Source organism: Pseudomonas sp. GW821-FHT11G12 (genome assembly GCF_058808055.1).
This window is the reverse complement of sequence record NZ_JBXARH010000003.1, coordinates 179,083-195,271: the sequence shown is the minus strand read 5'-3', so window position 1 is coordinate 195,271 and position 16,189 is coordinate 179,083. Positions and strand designations below refer to the sequence as shown.

General features: G+C 60.9%; 12 protein-coding genes and 1 tRNA gene. 10 read left to right on the top strand and 3 right to left on the bottom strand.

The genetic code is table 11. The annotated features are described in order from the left end of the window. Positions 1-46: 46 nt before the first annotated feature. The 10 genes from AC1RR7_RS12215 to AC1RR7_RS12170 all read left to right on the top strand — a co-directional run bounded on the left by AC1RR7_RS12215 (position 47) and on the right by AC1RR7_RS12170 (position 13,036). Positions 47-1,435: an N-acetylmuramoyl-L-alanine amidase gene (locus AC1RR7_RS12215; protein ID WP_493157766.1), complete on the top strand. Its 1,389-nt coding sequence runs from the start codon at positions 47-49 to the stop codon at positions 1,433-1,435. Positions 1,436-1,440: 5 nt separating this feature from the next. Next, positions 1,441-3,342 carry a DNA mismatch repair endonuclease MutL gene (gene mutL / locus AC1RR7_RS12210; protein ID WP_493157764.1) on the top strand — a complete coding sequence of 634 codons (1,902 nt, stop codon included), beginning with the start codon at positions 1,441-1,443 and terminating at the stop codon, positions 3,340-3,342. Then, positions 3,342-4,313 (top strand): tRNA (adenosine(37)-N6)-dimethylallyltransferase MiaA, encoded by a 972-nt coding sequence (gene miaA / locus AC1RR7_RS12205; protein ID WP_085732663.1) that lies wholly within the window; start codon positions 3,342-3,344, stop codon positions 4,311-4,313. Before mutL ends, miaA begins: the two co-directional genes overlap by 1 nt. 93 nt (positions 4,314-4,406) lie before the next feature. Continuing rightward, a complete protein-coding gene (gene hfq / locus AC1RR7_RS12200) occupies positions 4,407-4,667 on the top strand; it encodes an RNA chaperone Hfq (RefSeq protein WP_007902656.1) in 261 nt (86 codons plus the stop codon). A 12-nt stretch (positions 4,668-4,679) separates the two neighbouring features. Continuing rightward, complete coding sequence (gene hflX / locus AC1RR7_RS12195) at positions 4,680-5,981, top strand: ribosome rescue GTPase HflX (protein WP_096819817.1); 1,302 nt, start codon at positions 4,680-4,682, stop codon at positions 5,979-5,981. A gap of 96 nt (positions 5,982-6,077) precedes the next feature. Further along, positions 6,078-7,247, top strand: a complete 1,170-nt coding sequence (hflK, locus tag AC1RR7_RS12190) for an FtsH protease activity modulator HflK (RefSeq protein ID WP_085685164.1) — start codon at positions 6,078-6,080, stop codon at positions 7,245-7,247. Further along, positions 7,247-8,116, top strand: coding sequence for a protease modulator HflC (hflC, locus tag AC1RR7_RS12185; protein ID WP_007950723.1), 870 nt, complete (start codon positions 7,247-7,249; stop codon positions 8,114-8,116). The genes hflK and hflC overlap by 1 nt, the downstream gene beginning before the upstream one ends. A gap of 313 nt (positions 8,117-8,429) precedes the next feature. Further along, positions 8,430-9,617 carry an ATP phosphoribosyltransferase regulatory subunit gene (locus tag AC1RR7_RS12180; RefSeq protein ID WP_085746509.1) on the top strand — a complete coding sequence of 396 codons (1,188 nt, stop codon included), beginning with the start codon at positions 8,430-8,432 and terminating at the stop codon, positions 9,615-9,617. 54 nt (positions 9,618-9,671) lie between these two features. After that, positions 9,672-10,961 (top strand): adenylosuccinate synthase, encoded by a 1,290-nt coding sequence (locus AC1RR7_RS12175; protein ID WP_085711159.1) that lies wholly within the window; start codon positions 9,672-9,674, stop codon positions 10,959-10,961. 140 nt (positions 10,962-11,101) lie between these two features. Beyond that, positions 11,102-13,036: a methyl-accepting chemotaxis protein gene (locus AC1RR7_RS12170; RefSeq protein ID WP_249482574.1), complete on the top strand. Its 1,935-nt coding sequence runs from the start codon at positions 11,102-11,104 to the stop codon at positions 13,034-13,036. Between the two features lie 43 nt (positions 13,037-13,079). Here AC1RR7_RS12170 and AC1RR7_RS12165 read toward each other — a convergent pair whose 3' ends face one another. The 3 genes from AC1RR7_RS12165 to AC1RR7_RS12155 all read right to left on the bottom strand — a co-directional run bounded on the left by AC1RR7_RS12165 (position 13,080) and on the right by AC1RR7_RS12155 (position 15,934). Further along, a complete protein-coding gene (locus AC1RR7_RS12165; RefSeq protein ID WP_273539096.1) occupies positions 13,080-14,645 on the bottom strand; it encodes an ABC transporter permease in 1,566 nt (521 codons plus the stop codon). Beyond that, positions 14,645-15,655, bottom strand: a complete 1,011-nt coding sequence (locus AC1RR7_RS12160) for an iron ABC transporter substrate-binding protein (RefSeq protein WP_096819814.1) — start codon at positions 15,653-15,655, stop codon at positions 14,645-14,647. Before AC1RR7_RS12160 ends, AC1RR7_RS12165 begins: the two co-directional genes overlap by 1 nt. A 192-nt stretch (positions 15,656-15,847) precedes the next feature. Beyond that, positions 15,848-15,934, bottom strand: a tRNA-Leu gene (locus AC1RR7_RS12155). Positions 15,935-16,189 lie beyond the last annotated feature (255 nt).

Below are 16,189 nucleotides of genomic sequence, written 5' to 3'. Positions count from 1 at the left end.
GGGGTTAGGTATGCGCTTTCGCGCGTTGGTGGCTGCCGCTGGACTGATGTTGATGGCAGTAACCGTCAACGCTGTGGCCGACACGAAGGTCAACAGCGTGCGCCTGTGGCGGGCGCCGGACAACACGCGTCTGGTGTTCGACCTGACCGGTCCGGTGCAGCACAGCGTTTTCACCCTGACGTCGCCGGACCGCCTGGTCATCGACATCAATGGCGCCACCCTCGGCGCGCCGTTGAAAGTCTCCACCGCCAATACGCCGATCACTGCGATGCGTTCGGCCCAGCGTACGCCGACCGACCTGCGGGTGGTCATCGACCTGAAAAAAGCCGTCACCCCGAAGAGTTTCTCGCTGGCGCCAAACGCGCAGTATGGCAACCGTCTGGTGGTCGACCTGTTCGATAACCCGGCCGATGCCGCGCCGCCACCACCCACACCTGCGCCGACACCGACAGTTGCGACCGTTCCGGCCGTGCCGGTCACCCCGACAGAACCGGCGATCAAACTGCCTCCGGCCCCGGCCGGCAAGCGCGACATCATTGTGGTGATCGACGCCGGCCACGGCGGCGAAGACCCGGGCGCGTCCGGCTCACGCGGTCAGCGCGAGAAAGACGTGGTGCTGCAGATCGCCCGTGAGTTGCAGCGTCAGGTCAACGGCATGAAAGGCTTCCGCGCCGAACTGACCCGTACCGGCGACTACTTCATCCCGTTGCGTGGCCGTACCGAAATCGCCCGCAAGAAAGGCGCCGATCTGTTCGTCTCGATCCACGCCGACGCCGCGCCGTCTGCGGCGGCCTTCGGTGCTTCGGTGTTTGCCTTGTCCGACCGTGGCGCCACCTCGGAAACCGCCCGCTGGCTGGCAGACAGTGAAAACCGTTCTGACTTGATCGGTGGTGCCGGCAACGTCAGCCTCGACGACAAGGACCGGATGCTTGCCGGCGTGCTGCTCGACCTGTCGATGACCGCCTCGCTGACCTCCAGCCTCAACGTCGGCCAGAAAGTCCTGACCAACATTGGTCGCGTCACGCCGTTGCACAAGCAACGCGTTGAGCAGGCCGGGTTCATGGTGCTGAAGTCGCCGGACATCCCGTCGATCCTGGTGGAAACCGGCTTTATCTCCAACGCCAACGAAGCGAACAAGCTCTCGGCCTCAAGCCACCAGCAGGCGCTGGCGCGTTCGATCAGCAGCGGCGTGCGCCAGTTCTTCCAGCAGAACCCGCCACCGGGCACTTACATTGCCTGGCTGCGTGACTCAGGCAAGATCGCCCAGGGGCCACGTGATCACCGCGTCAACCCGGGCGAAACCCTGGCGATGATTGCCGTGCGTTATCAGGTGTCGCCAGCCACTTTGCGCAGTGCCAATAACCTCAGCAGCGATGAGCTGAAGGTCGGTCAGCACCTGACCATTCCTGGTACCGAACTGGCGTCCAAAGAATGAATCAGGTGTTGAACGCTGCCCGCATTGAACTGCTCAGTCCACGGCTGGCGAACCAGATCGCCGCTGGCGAGGTGGTTGAGCGCCCGGCCTCGGTGATCAAGGAATTGCTGGAAAACAGCCTCGACTCCGGCGCCAGGCGCATCGACGTCGATGTCGAGCAGGGCGGCGTCAAGCTGCTGCGGGTGCGTGACGATGGCAGCGGCATTTCCGCCGATGACCTGCCGCTGGCGCTGGCCCGTCACGCCACCAGCAAGATCCGCAACCTTGAAGACCTCGAACAGGTGATGAGCCTGGGTTTCCGGGGCGAGGCACTGGCGTCGATCAGCTCCGTGGCGCGCCTGACCCTGACGTCGCGTACCCGCGATGCCGATCAGGCCTGGCAGGTTGAGACCGAAGGTCGCGACATGGCACCCCGCGTGCAGCCGGCGGCGCATCCGGTCGGCACCTCGGTGGAAGTCCGTGACCTGTTCTTCAACACCCCGGCACGGCGCAAATTCCTCAAGACCGAAAAAACCGAATTCGATCATCTGCAAGAAGTGATCAAGCGTCTGGCGCTGGCGCGTTTCGACGTGGCGTTTCATCTGCGCCATAACGGCAAGACCATCCTCAGCCTGCACGAGGCTCACGATGACGCGGCCCGCGCCCGGCGTGTGGCGGCGATCTGCGGTTCGGGCTTCCTTGAACAGGCCTTGCCGATCGAGATCGAGCGCAATGGCTTGCATCTGTGGGGTTGGGTCGGTCTGCCGACGTTCAACCGCAGTCAGGCGGACTTGCAGTATTTCTTCGTCAACGGCCGTGCGGTGCGCGACAAACTGGTGGCCCACGCGGTGCGTCAGGCCTATCGCGATGTGCTGTTCAACGGCCGGCATCCGACGTTCGCGCTGTTTTTCGAGGTCGATCCGGCAGCGGTCGACGTCAACGTGCACCCGACCAAACACGAAGTGCGCTTCCGTGACGGGCGCATGGTGCATGACTTCCTGTATGGCACCTTGCACCGTGCCCTCGGCGATGTGCGACCGGAAGATCAGCTTGCCGGTTCGGTCACTACCGCAATCGTGCGGCCAACCGGCCTCGAAGCCGGTGAGTTTGGTCCGCAGGGTGAAATGCGTCTGGCCGCCAATGCGCTGCTGGAGCAGCCGCAGGCACAACCGACTTTCAATACCTCGTCGGGCGCCAGCACTGGTGGCGCTTATCAGTATCAATACACGCCGCGTCCGCAATCTGCGGTGCCGCCGGCCGCTGAAGCTCAGGCTGCGTACCGCGAGTTTTTCGCGCCGCTGCCCGAGGCGAATGCCAATGCGCTACCGGCCGGTCAGGAAGACATTCCGCCACTTGGCTATGCGCTGGCGCAGCTCAAGGGTATCTATATTCTGTCCGAGAACGCCCAGGGCCTGGTTTTGGTGGATATGCACGCCGCTCACGAGCGGATCATGTATGAGCGCCTGAAGATCGCCATGGCCAGCGAAGGCCTGAGCGGTCAGCCGTTGCTGGTGCCGGAGTCGCTGGCGGTCAGTCAGCGCGAGGCCGATTGCGCCGAAGAGCATGCGGCGTGGTTCCAGCGTCTCGGGTTCGAATTGCAGCGTCTGGGCCCGGAAACCCTGGCGATCCGCCAGATTCCGGCCCTGCTCAAACAGGCCGAGGCCAACCGTCTGGTGGGCGACGTACTGTCGGACTTGATGGAATACGGCACCAGTGACCGGATCCAGGCGCACCTGAATGAACTGCTCGGCACCATGGCCTGCCACGGCGCGATCCGCGCCAACCGCCGCCTGGCCTTGCCGGAAATGAACGGTCTGCTGCGCGACATGGAAAACACCGAGCGCAGCGGTCAATGCAACCATGGCCGACCGACCTGGACCCAACTGGGCCTGGACGATCTGGACAAACTGTTTCTGCGCGGTCGTTGATGAGCCAGCTTCCTCCAGCGATTTTCCTGATGGGCCCGACCGCTGCGGGTAAGACCGACCTGGCCATCGAGCTGACCAAGGTGCTGCCGTGCGAGTTGATCAGCGTCGATTCGGCGCTGGTCTATCGCGGCATGGACATCGGCACGGCCAAACCGTCCAAAGAACTGCTCGCCGAACATCCTCATCGGCTGATCGACATTCTCGACCCGGCCGAGAGTTATTCGGCGGCCGATTTCCGCCGCGATGCCCTGCAAGCCATGGCCGAAATCACCGCACGCGGAAAAATTCCGCTGCTGGTAGGCGGCACGATGCTCTATTACAAGGCTTTGGTCGAAGGTCTGGCGGATATGCCGGCGGCGGATCCCGAGGTTCGTGCGCAGATCGAGGAAGAGGCTGCACGCCTTGGCTGGCAAGCCTTGCACGATCAGTTGGCAGTGATCGACCCGGAATCGGCGGCGCGTATTCACCCGAATGATCCTCAGCGCCTGAGTCGTGCGCTGGAAGTCTATCGGGTCAGCGGTCAGAGCATGACTGAACTGCGGCTGAAACAATCTGAACAAAGTACCCAAGCTGCGGCATCGGGACTGCAACAATTGCCCTATACTGTCGCGAACTTGGCCATTGCTCCGGCAAATCGTCAGGTACTGCACGACCGCATTAAACAAAGATTCACAAATATGCTGGAACAGGGATTCATCGACGAGGTCGTAGCCCTGCGTAATAGAAGTGACCTGCATGCCGGGTTGCCGTCTATACGTGCGGTAGGCTATCGCCAAGTCTGGGATTACCTGGATGGCAAGCTGACGTCGGCTGAAATGCAGGAGCGGGGCATCATTGCCACGCGCCAATTGGCCAAACGCCAGTTTACCTGGCTGCGCAGCTGGGACGATTTACACTGGCTCGACAGTCTGGATTGCGACAATCTGCCACGCGCCTTGAAATACCTTGGGACCATCTCCATATTGAGCTGAGTCCTTGCAATTGCCGTCTATCCTTGGGGGTGTGGCGGCAAAAGCCATCTGATTACCTATTTTTTATATTGAATCCTTAAAGGAGTGCGGCACATGTCAAAAGGGCATTCGCTACAAGACCCTTACTTGAATACTTTACGTAAAGAGAAAGTTGGGGTTTCCATCTACCTGGTCAACGGTATCAAACTGCAAGGCACGATCGAGTCGTTCGACCAGTTCGTTATCCTGCTGAAGAACACCGTCAGCCAGATGGTTTACAAACACGCTATCTCTACAGTCGTGCCGGTTCGTCCAATTCGTCTGCCAAGCGCAACCGAATCCGAAGCAGGTGACGCTGAGCCAGGTAACGCCTGATAGGAGTCTCCTTTGTTCTTTGAGCGCCACGGTGGTGGTGAGCGAGTCATCCTCGTTCACTTGGATGGACAGGACCCTGAGGCGCGCGAAGATCCGCAGGAGTTTCAGGAGTTGGCAAATTCGGCCGGCGCCGAGACCGTTGCGTTTTTTAACGTGCCGCGTCATCGGCCAACGGCCAAATTCCTGATTGGCAGCGGCAAGGTCGAGGAACTGCGCGACCTGGTCCACGCCGAAGAAGCCGATCTGGTGATCTTCAATCACGTCCTCACGCCCAGTCAGGAACGTAACCTCGAACGTGTTTTCGAGTGTCGCGTGATCGACCGTACCGGTCTGATTCTCGATATTTTCGCCCAGCGCGCCCGCACCCATGAAGGCAAGCTCCAGGTCGAACTGGCCCAGCTTGACCACATGAGCACCCGGCTGGTTCGCGGCTGGACTCACCTTGAGCGTCAGGGTGGCGGTATCGGCATGCGCGGTCCGGGTGAAACCCAGCTCGAAACCGACCGGCGACTGCTGCGGGTTCGCCTGCGCCAGATCAAGGGGCGGCTGGAAAAAGTGCGCAGCCAGCGCGAACAGTCGCGTCGCGGCCGCTCGCGTGCGGATATACCAACCGTGTCTCTGGTGGGCTATACCAACGCCGGCAAATCCACGCTCTTCAATAACGTGACGAAATCCGACGTGTACGCGGCGGACCAGTTGTTCGCCACGCTGGACCCGACCCTGCGCCGTCTGGAGCTGGACGACCTGGGGCCGATTGTCCTGGCCGACACCGTGGGTTTCATTCGTCATTTGCCGCACAAGCTGGTCGAGGCATTTCGGTCTACGCTCGAAGAGTCGAGCAATTCCGACCTGCTGTTGCACGTGATCGATGCGGCCGAACCGGATCGCATGTTGCAGATCGAGCAGGTGATGGTGGTGCTGGGCGAGATTGGTGCCCAGGACTTGCCGATCCTCGAGGTCTATAACAAACTCGATTTGCTTGAAGGCGTTGAGCCACAAATCCAGCGCGACGAAAACGGCAGGCCTCAACGGGTCTGGCTGTCGGCGCGGGATGGCACTGGTCTGGAATTGCTTGAGCAAGCCATTGCCGAATTGCTGGGCAGTGATTTGTTTGTCGGAACCTTGCGTTTGCCCCAGCGGTTTGCGCGTCTGCGTGCACAGTTCTTCGAGCTGGGCGCGGTACAGAAAGAAGAATACGACGAAGAAGGTGTCAGCTTGCTGGCCATTCGATTGCCACGCTCGGAGCTCAATCGACTGGTCAGTCGTGAAGGCGTTGTGCCGACGGAGTTCATCGAGCAACACACTTTGCAATAAAAGCCTGAAAAAGCGGTTGTGCCGCAACGGCAGGCATTCTGTAGCATTGGTCGGCGCGCCGTGGGTGCGTCTTTGCTTTATCAGATGGAGAGCGCTATGGCTTGGAATGAGCCGGGTGGCAACTCGAACAATCAGGATCCTTGGGGTGGCAAGCGCCGCAATAACGGCGACCGCAAGGGACCACCAGATCTCGACGAGGCCTTCCGAAAGCTGCAGGAAAGCCTGAACGGGTTGTTCGGTGGTGGTAAGAAACGGGGTGACGATGGCGGTGGTTCGGGCAAGAGTGGCGGCTTCGGCGGCCTGCTCGGCATCGGCCTCGTCGTGCTGGCGGCCGTGTGGCTGTACAGCGCGGTGTACGTGGTGGACGAGCAGGAGCAAGCCGTGGTGCTGCGCTTCGGCAAGTACTACGAGACCGTCGGCCCGGGCCTGAACATCTATTTCCCGCCGATCGACAAGAAGTACATGGAAAACGTCACGCGTGAGCGTGCCTACACCAAGCAGGGCCAGATGCTGACCGAAGACGAGAACATCGTCGAAGTGCCGCTGACCGTGCAGTACAAGATCAGCAACCTGCAGGACTTCGTGCTGAACGTCGACCAGCCGGAAATCAGCCTGCAACATGCGACCGACAGTGCGCTGCGCCATGTGGTGGGTTCCACCGCGATGGACCAGGTGCTGACCGAAGGTCGTGAGCTGATGGCCAGCGAGATCAAGGAGCGTCTGCAACGTTTCCTCGATACCTATCGCACCGGTATCACCGTCACCCAGGTCAACGTACAGAGCGCAGCCGCACCGCGTGAAGTGCAGGAAGCCTTCGATGACGTGATCCGCGCCCGTGAAGACGAGCAGCGTTCGCGCAACCAGGCTGAAACCTACGCCAACGGCGTGGTGCCGGAAGCCCGTGGTCAGGCCCAGCGCATCCTCGAAGATGCCAACGGCTACCGCGACGAAACGGTCTCGCGCGCCAAGGGTGAGGCTGATCGCTTCACCAAGCTGGTTGCCGAGTATCGCAAGGCGCCCGAGGTCACGCGTCAGCGTCTGTACCTGGACACCATGCAGGAAGTCTTCAGCAGCACCAGCAAGGTACTCGTGACCGGCAACAAGAACGGCCAGAGCAACCTGCTTTACCTGCCGCTGGACAAAATGATTCAGAACAGTTCGGGCAGCAATGCACCGGTCACCGGCTCGGCTGCCGCCAGCAACAACACGGACGTCACGCCGCATGTCACTGACCTGCCGCAGTCGCGCACAAGGGAGACCCGCTGATGAGCAATAAATCGCTGATCGCCCTGATCGTTGGCGTTGTTGTGGTACTGGTCGGCTGGAACTGCTTCTACATCGTGGCTCAGACCGAGCGTGCGGTGCTGCTGCAGTTCGGTCGTGTGGTTCAGGCTGATGTTCAGCCAGGTCTGCATGTGAAAGTGCCTTACGTTAACCAGGTGCGTAAATTCGACGCACGTCTGATGACGCTGGATGCACCGACACAACGCTTCCTGACGCTGGAAAAGAAAGCCGTGATGGTCGATGCCTACGCCAAGTGGCGCGTGAAGGATGCCGAGCGCTTCTACACCGCGACTTCCGGCCTCAAGCAGATCGCCGACGAGCGTCTGTCCCGTCGTCTGGAATCGGGCCTGCGTGACCAGTTCGGTAAACGTACCCTGCACGAAGTGGTGTCCGGTGAGCGCGATGCGCTGATGGCCGATATCACGGCGTCGTTGAACAAGATGGCGGAAAAAGAGCTGGGTATCGAAGTGGTCGATGTCCGGGTCAAGGCCATCGATCTGCCGAAAGAAGTGAACCGCAGTGTGTTCGAACGTATGAGCACCGAGCGTGAGCGTGAAGCTCGCGAGCACCGCGCCAAGGGTAACGAGCTGGCCGAAGGCATCCGTGCCGACGCCGATCGTCAACGCCGCGTGTTGCTGGCTGAAGCCTATCGTGAATCCGAAGAGATTCGCGGTGACGGTGACGCCCAGGCTGCTGCGATCTACTCCAAGGCCTACGGTCAGGATCAGGAATTCTACGGTTTCTACCGTAGCCTGCGTGCCTACCGTGAAAGCTTCGCGAACAAATCCGACGTCTTGGTCCTCGACCCAAGCAGCGACTTCTTCCGTTACCTGGAAAAGTCCAAGCCTTGATACGACGTTGACCTGAATCATTCCGCCCGGCGGCTAAAACCTCGGGCGGGGTGATCCTTTGGGAAAACGTGTGTATGATGCGGCAGCCGGGAAATTCCCGGCTTTTTTGCGTCTGCACGTTTGATTGCTGTTTTTGTTGCAGAAGATCGGGTTGAATGACCCGACAGTTTTTCGAGGAAAGTGATGGGCGAAGCCGGTAACAGGCCTTTCGCCGCGTCGTTCATGCGCGTGCGTTTTGAACGGGCCGGTCATTTTCTGCTTCACTCAAGGCTCGCCCTCGGGCTGGCCGCCCGGATCTAAGGGGAATGGCGTAATGGCAACGGTAGACCGCTGGCTGCTGCCAGATGGCATCGAAGAAGTACTGCCACCGGAAGCGGCGCGCATTGAAGTCGCGCGTCGTCAGGTGTTGGATCTGTTCCAGAGCTGGGGTTACGAGTTTGTCGTGACTCCCCATATCGAGTACCTGGAATCCCTGCTGACCGGCGCGGGCCAGGACCTGGATCTGCGTACCTTCAAGGTCATCGACCCGCAATCGGGCCGGCAGATGGGGTTCCGTGCCGACATCACGCCGCAAGTGGCGCGCATCGATGCGCACACCCTGCGTCGCGAAGGCCCGAGCCGTCTGTGCTACGCCGGCAGCGTGCTGCATGCCCAGCCGCGTGCCTTGTCGTCCTCGCGCAGCCCGATCCAGTTGGGCGCCGAGTTGTACGGCGATGCGAGCCCGAGCAGCGACGTTGAAGTCATCAGCCTGATGCTGGCCATGCTGCAACTGGCCGATGTGCCGGACGTGCACATGGACCTGGGGCATGTCGGCATCTACCGCGGTCTGGCCCAGGCGGCCGGTCTGTCGGGTGAGGTCGAGCAGCAGTTGTTCGATGCGTTGCAACGCAAGGCTATCGACGAGGTCATTACCTTGACCGAAGGCCTGCCGGCCGATCTGTCCGGCATGCTGCGTGCGCTGGTCGACCTGTGCGGCGGCCGTGAAGTATTGAGCGCTGCCCGTGAGCGTCTGGCCAATGCGCCGGCGCCGGTACTGGCCGCGCTGGAAGATTTGCTGGCGATCGCCGAGCGGCTGTCGGCGCGCTTCCCGGAGCTGCCGCTGTACTTCGATCTGGGCGAGTTGCGCGGTTACCACTACCACACGGGTGTGGTGTTTGCGGTGTTCGTACCGGGTGTTGGTCAGTCCATCGCTCAGGGCGGTCGTTACGACGACATCGGCGCCGACTTCGGTCGCGCCCGTCCGGCCACCGGCTTTTCCACCGATTTGAAAACCCTGGTGACCCTGGGGCGTGCTGAGATCGAGCTACCGTCTGGCGGTATCTGGATGCCTGACAGTACGGATGCGGCACTCTGGCAGCAGGTTTGCCAGTTGCGCAGTGAGGGTCAGCGTGTCGTTCAGGCGTTGCCTGGACAACCTTTGGCCGCCGCCCGTGATGCGGACTGCGACCGGCAATTGATCCAGCAGAACGGGCTTTGGCAAGTATCGCCACTGGCTTCTTGAGTTTTCCTGCCGGCCACCGCCGGCACCAAGTTTGCGCGAATGAGGACAAGTGTTATGGGTAAGAATGTCGTAGTCCTGGGCACCCAATGGGGTGATGAGGGCAAAGGCAAGATCGTTGATCTGCTGACCGAACATGCTGCCGCCGTAGTGCGCTACCAAGGTGGCCACAACGCTGGCCACACGCTGGTGATCGACGGTGAAAAAACCGTCCTGCACCTGATCCCGTCGGGCGTGCTGCGCGAAGGCGTGCAGTGCCTGATCGGCAACGGCGTGGTGGTTGCACCCGACGCCCTGCTGCGCGAGATCACCAAGCTGGAAGAGAAAGGCGTACCGGTGCGCGAGCGCCTGCGTATCAGCCCGTCCTGCCCGCTGATCCTGTCCTTCCACGTGGCGCTGGACCAGGCCCGTGAAAAGGCCCGTGGCGAGCTGAAGATCGGTACGACCGGTCGCGGCATCGGCCCGGCGTACGAAGACAAGGTTGCACGTCGTGGCCTGCGTGTTGGCGATCTGCTCAACATGCCGCGCTTTGAAGACAAGTTGCGTGAACTGGTGGACTACCACAACTTCATGCTGGTTGGTTACTACAAAGAGCCTGCCATCGAGTTCGAAAAGACCCTGGCCGAGTGCAAGGAATACGCTGAGCTGCTCAAGCCGCTGATGCTGGACGTCACTGCCGAGCTGCACGACCTGCGTCGCGCCGGCAAAGACATCATGTTCGAAGGCGCCCAGGGTTCGTTGCTCGACATCGACCACGGTACCTACCCGTACGTGACCAGCTCCAACACCACTGCTGGTGGCGTGGCGACCGGTTCGGGCGTTGGCCCGATGTTCCTGGACTACATCCTGGGCATCACCAAGGCTTACACCACTCGCGTAGGTTCGGGTCCATTCCCGACTGAGCTGTTCGACGAAGTGGGCGCACACCTGGCCAAACAAGGTCACGAGTTCGGTGCTACCACCGGCCGTGCCCGTCGTTGCGGCTGGTTCGACGCCGTTATCCTGCGTCGCGCTATCGATGTGAACAGCATCTCGGGCATCTGCCTGACCAAGCTGGACGTACTCGACGGCCTGGAAACCATCAACATCTGCACCGGCTACAAAGACGCGCAAGGCAACGCTGTTGCGCCGACTGACGCTGACAGCTACGTGGGCCTGCAGCCTGTGTACGAAGAAGTGCCGGGCTGGACCGAATCGACCGTGGGTGCCAAGACCCTGGAAGAGCTGCCGGCCAACGCTCGTGCCTACATCAAACGCGTTGAAGAGTTGATCGGCGCGCCGATCGACATTATTTCGACGGGCCCGGACCGCAACGAAACCATCGTTCTGCGTCATCCGTTCGCTTGATAAGTCGTTGATGTAAAAACACAAAGGCCCCTTCATCGGGGCCTTTGTCGTTTATGCCTGTTGGACGGCATGACCTTTGCTGTGAATCTGTCTACAAGAGTGCCATCAAATTAATGGCGTCAGAAGTAGAGGGATTCACAGTGTCGGCCGTTCTCTCACTGTTACAAAGCCGTTTGTTGCGGCCCGTATTCGTTACCCTTGGTATCGCCCTTTTGGTGCAAGTGTTGGTGGCCGTCGCCCTGACGCGGAGCACCGTCACCGCGCTGGAAGCCGATCTCGGTGCTCGCCTGGGCGTCGACAGCCAGAAGCTGTCCGGTGAGCTGGAGCAGGCCGGGCGGGAAGTCACGTCGAGCCTCGATACGCTATCCACCAATACTCGTCAGCGGCTGACTGCCGGCCTGTCCTCGCGTCTGAAGGACGAGCAGGCACAACTGCGTGCGACCCTGGAAAAAGACCTGAAGGACTCGGCCAACGACATGGCCCAGTTGCTCGCCTCCGTAGCGCCTCGCGCCATGTGGGACAGCGACGTGCCGACCCTGTCCGAATTCGCCCGCCGAGCCCAGCGCAATCCCAACGTGCTGTTCGTGGTTTACGACGACGCCACCGGCCAGCATCTGACCCGCTATCTCAACCGCGAAAACCCGATCAACAAGGCCCTTTTGGAAAAAGGCCAGGGTGAGCGGGCGCTGGATAAGGTGCTGGATGCGGCGAAGCACGATCCCTCGGTCTATTACCTAGAAGCGTCGATCAATCCCAACGGGGTGGAAATCGGCAAGGTGCTGATGGGCGTCTCGACGGCCTCGGTGGATACCGATCTGGCGGCGCTCGATCAACGCTTCTCGGCGCTGATCGCCAGCAGCGATCAACTGGTCGGCGACAGCCTCAAGGGCGCGGCCGCCGACAGCGCCACGGCCATGCGCGCGCGCCTGCAATCGGCGCAGTCCACCGCTGCCGAGATGAAAGCCAACACCACCAGCACCGTACAGGACGCCGCCGCGACGCTGCGCTGGCGCATCGGCATGGGTCTGGCGCTGGTTGGTGCCGGCGTGCTGTTGCTGCTGGCCGTGGTACTTGGTCACCGTGTGGTCAACCGCTTGAAGATGCTCAACGCCGCCATGGATGATCTCGCGGCGGGTGAGGGCGATCTGACCAAGCGTGTGCAGATCAACAGCAAAGACGAAATCGGCGACATGGCTTCGGCGGTCAACCGCTTTGTGGATAAGTTGCAACCAATCGTGCGCGAGGCCGGGGATGTGGCTCAGCGTACCGGTGTGGAAATCGGCGCGATGACGTTGCGCAATGCCGGTGCCGACGCGGCGGCCGGGATGCAGCGTGATGAAGTGGCCGAGAGCTTGCGCGCGCTGTCGCAAATGGCTGATGAGGCGCAGTCGGAAAGCCATGCGATGCAGGCGGCGCTGAAGCAGGTGGTGGATATTCGTCAGGCCACTGACGAGAACACTCGCACGTCGGCCAAGGTCGGCAGCCTGATCGAGGCGCTGGCAGGGCAGGTCGATACCGGCGCGAAAGTCATCGAGCGCCTGGCGCAGCAAAGTGAGCAGATCGAAGTGGTGTTGACCGTGATTCACGGCATCGCCGAGCAGACCAACCTGCTGGCGCTCAACGCCGCCATCGAAGCGGCCCGGGCCGGTGAAACCGGACGAGGGTTTGCGGTGGTGGCGGATGAAGTCCGTGCGCTGGCGAGCAAGACCCAAAGCTCCACTGGCGACATCCAGGCGCACATCGTGGCCTTGCAGCAGGGCGCTCGTGAGGCGGTTGAGGCGATCGGGCAGGCCGGGCGCCAGGCCAGCGAAGGTTTGCTGGTGCTGCGTGACAGTGCACGGCTGCAGCAATCGGTACAGGCGTCGGTCGAGCAGGTGCATGCGGCGATTGGTCTGGCGACTCAGGCCGCGGCGCATCAGGCGCAGGGCGCGCAGGCTGTGCGTGGGCGCGTCGAGACGATTCATGCCCAGGCCGAGAAAGCCGCTCAGGCGGTGGTCGAAACAACGGCCAGCGGCAAGGTGCTGGACGGGCTGGCGGCGCAGCTCAAGGCCAGTCTGGGTCAGTTCCGGGCTTGATATATTGCGGGCAAAAAAAATCGCAGCTTCGGCTGCGATTTTTTTATCGGCTCAAATACATTCGGGTCGTCAGCAGATACACGGGCAAGCCCGACACCACAATCAACAACGCCGCATAAGGCGCTGCCGCGGCAAATTCGACGTTCGCGGTGTGTGCCCAGACTTCGGTCGCCAAGGTGTTGAGCCCGGTCGGACTCAGCAGTAGCGTCGCCGTCAGTTCCTTCATGGCATCCAGAAATACCAGCGCAAACGCTGCGCCCAGTGCCGGGAAGATGATCGGTAAAGTCACGCGGCAGAACGCGGTGAACGAAGACGCGCCCAGTGTGCGGGCGGCCTCTTCCAGTTGTGGTGCTGCCTTGTTCAGCGCCGTGCGGATCGGCGCTTGAGCCAGCGGCAGGAACAGCAGCGCATAAGCGATCAGCAGCAACGCGGAGGTCTGGTACAGCGCCGGCACATAATGCAGGGCGAAATACACCAGTGTCAGGGCGATCACCAGCCCCGGCAGCGCGTGCAGCAGATAAGGCAGGCGCTCGGCCCAGATCGCCAATTGGCCTTTGTAACGTACGACCAGCAACCCGACCGGCACCGCCAGCACCAGACACAATCCTGCGCCACCCAGAGACAGCGCCAATGAAGACAGCAAAGCTTCAGTGATCGCTGCAACCGGGAACGCCGCTGACGATCCCACGGCGAGCCAGTACGCCAGCATCCCCAGTGGAATCCCGCTGCCGACAATCGCCAGCATCAGGCAGTACAGCTGACCCGCAGTGGCCCACGGTCCCAATTGCACTTGCTCGGCGCGACGCGCAGCCCCTTGGCCGGTACGCACATGACGGCCCTTGCCGCGCACTCGCAGTTCCAGCCACAACAGCATCAAACACAACGCCAGCAGCACCGCTGACAGCATCGCCGCGTTGGCATTGCTGAATTCCAGTTCGAATTGCTGATAGATCGCGGTGGTGAAGGTTTGCAGACCAATGATCGACAGTGCGCCGAATTCCACCAACATGTGCAGCGCAATCAATAATGAGCCCGCCAGCAAAGACGGCCAGAGCAGCGGCAGGGTGACGCGGAAAAACACGCCCCAGCGATTCTGCCCCAGCGTTCGGGCGGACTCTTCAAGGGACGGATCGAGATTGCGCAGCGTGGCTGCGACCGGCAGGAAGATCAGCGGGTATTTAGACAGGCTCATCACCAGAATCGCCCCGCCGAGCCCTTCGAACTGCGCGCTGAGTGAAACCCAGGTAAAGCTGCTGACGAAGGCCGGCACCGCGAACGGCAAGCATAGAATCACGCCCCACAGGCGCCGGCCCGGCAGATTGCTGCGCTCCAGCAGCCAGGCCAGCGACAGGCCGATCACGCCACAAGTTACGGTTACGCCAACCATCAGTGCCAGCGTGTTGCGCAGCAGGCCGAACACGTAGGGGCGCCACAGCAAGTGCAGCGCTTCGCTCCAGCCGGCCTGCCAGGCTTTGAGCCCGACGTAGGCCAGCGGCAGCAGACTCATGACCACCAGCAGCAACACCGGCAGCACCAGCCAGATCGATGGCCGCTTGCGGCGTGGCACGTAACCCCCGCGAGCGGCGGAGGCGGATAGCGATGCGGTCATCAGTTCAGGCCAACTTCGCGTTCCAGGTCCAGCGCTTCTTCGGCATTGCCCAGGTCGGCGGGCGTGACGTCCGGCGCTTCCAGTTCACTGAAAGGCTTGAGGCCGCGATCCGACTCCATGCCTTTGTGCAGCGGATACTCGGCAGTCGTCTGGGTGATCACACGCTGGCCTTCTTCGCTGGCCATGTACGCGAGGAACTGCTGGGCTTCTTTTGGATGCTTGCTGGATTTCAGCACGGCTGCGCTGGAGACGGTAATCAAACCGCCCACATCGCCGCCGGTGAAGTAATGCAGTTTAGAGTCAAGCTTGCCTTTCTCCCGTTGCAGGGCGAACCAGTAGTAGTTGTTCACAAGTACGGTGGCGACTTCGCCGTTTTCCACAGCCTTGAGGGCGACCATGTTGTTGCTGTAGGTCTTGCCGAAGGCGCGCAGGCCGGTCAGCCATTCTTCGGCGGCTTCGCGACCGTGCTTTTTGATGATGGCGACGGCCTGTTCCTGAAACGCGCCGCTGGTGGGCACGAATCCGACCTTGCCTTGCCATTGCGGATCGGCGAAATCCAGGACCGATTTCGGCAGGTCCTTTTCATCGACCAGTTTCGGGTTGAAGGCCACCACGCGAACCCGGGCGGTGACGCCGATCCAGGTGCCGTTGCCGGCGACGTATTCTTTTGGCAGAACGGCCAGGGTTGCATCGTCGGCCTTGGCCAGCAGGCCTTGTTCGCCGAGGTTGTTCAGCGGTGGGGATTCTTCGGTGTAGATGACGTCGGCAGGGGAGCGGTCGCCTTCTTCGATGATCTGGCTGGCGAGCTGGTTGCTGCTGCCCTTGCGTACATTGACGTGAATGCCGGTCTTGGCTTCGAAGGCTTTGGCGATCGCATCGCCGACTTCCTTGTGTTGACCGTTGTAGAGCGTCAGGGAAACCGCGTCGGCAGCCTGGGTGAGGGGAGTGGCGAGTGCCAGGCCGAGCAGGGTGAAGGTCAAGCCGCGGCGCAGGGTATTTCGAAACATCATTCGCAGGGTTCCTCACTGTCGCATTGCAAAAACTTGCAACAATGATAAACGATATCGTTTCTCAAATGCTCCTTGCGGGGAGAGGGTGTGTCTGGTAGGCGCTGTGTCTCGGGCTTTTCCAAACCCCGGAAACGCAAAAACCCGCTTTCGCGGGTTTTTGTGAGATTCAAGATCGTGACCTTGAATTTGAATTGGTGCCCAGAAGAAGACTCGAACTTCCACGACCGTAAGGTCACCAGCACCTGAAGCTGGCGTGTCTACCAATTTCACCATCTGGGCTTCATCTTCAGCGTTGCCGCTGTTGATGTGGCGCACTATACGGAGCGTCTTTTGATCTGTAAACCCCTGATTTGATTTTAATAAATCAGTTTTAAGAAAATGACGGCTTAGAATGCAAAAAACCCGCTTTCGCGGGTTTTTGTGTGAGTCTTGAAACTGATCTAGTCTCAAACTCGAAATTGGTGCCCAGAAGAAGACTCGAACTTCCACGACCGTAAGGTCACCAGCACCTGAAGCTGGCGTGTCTACCAATTT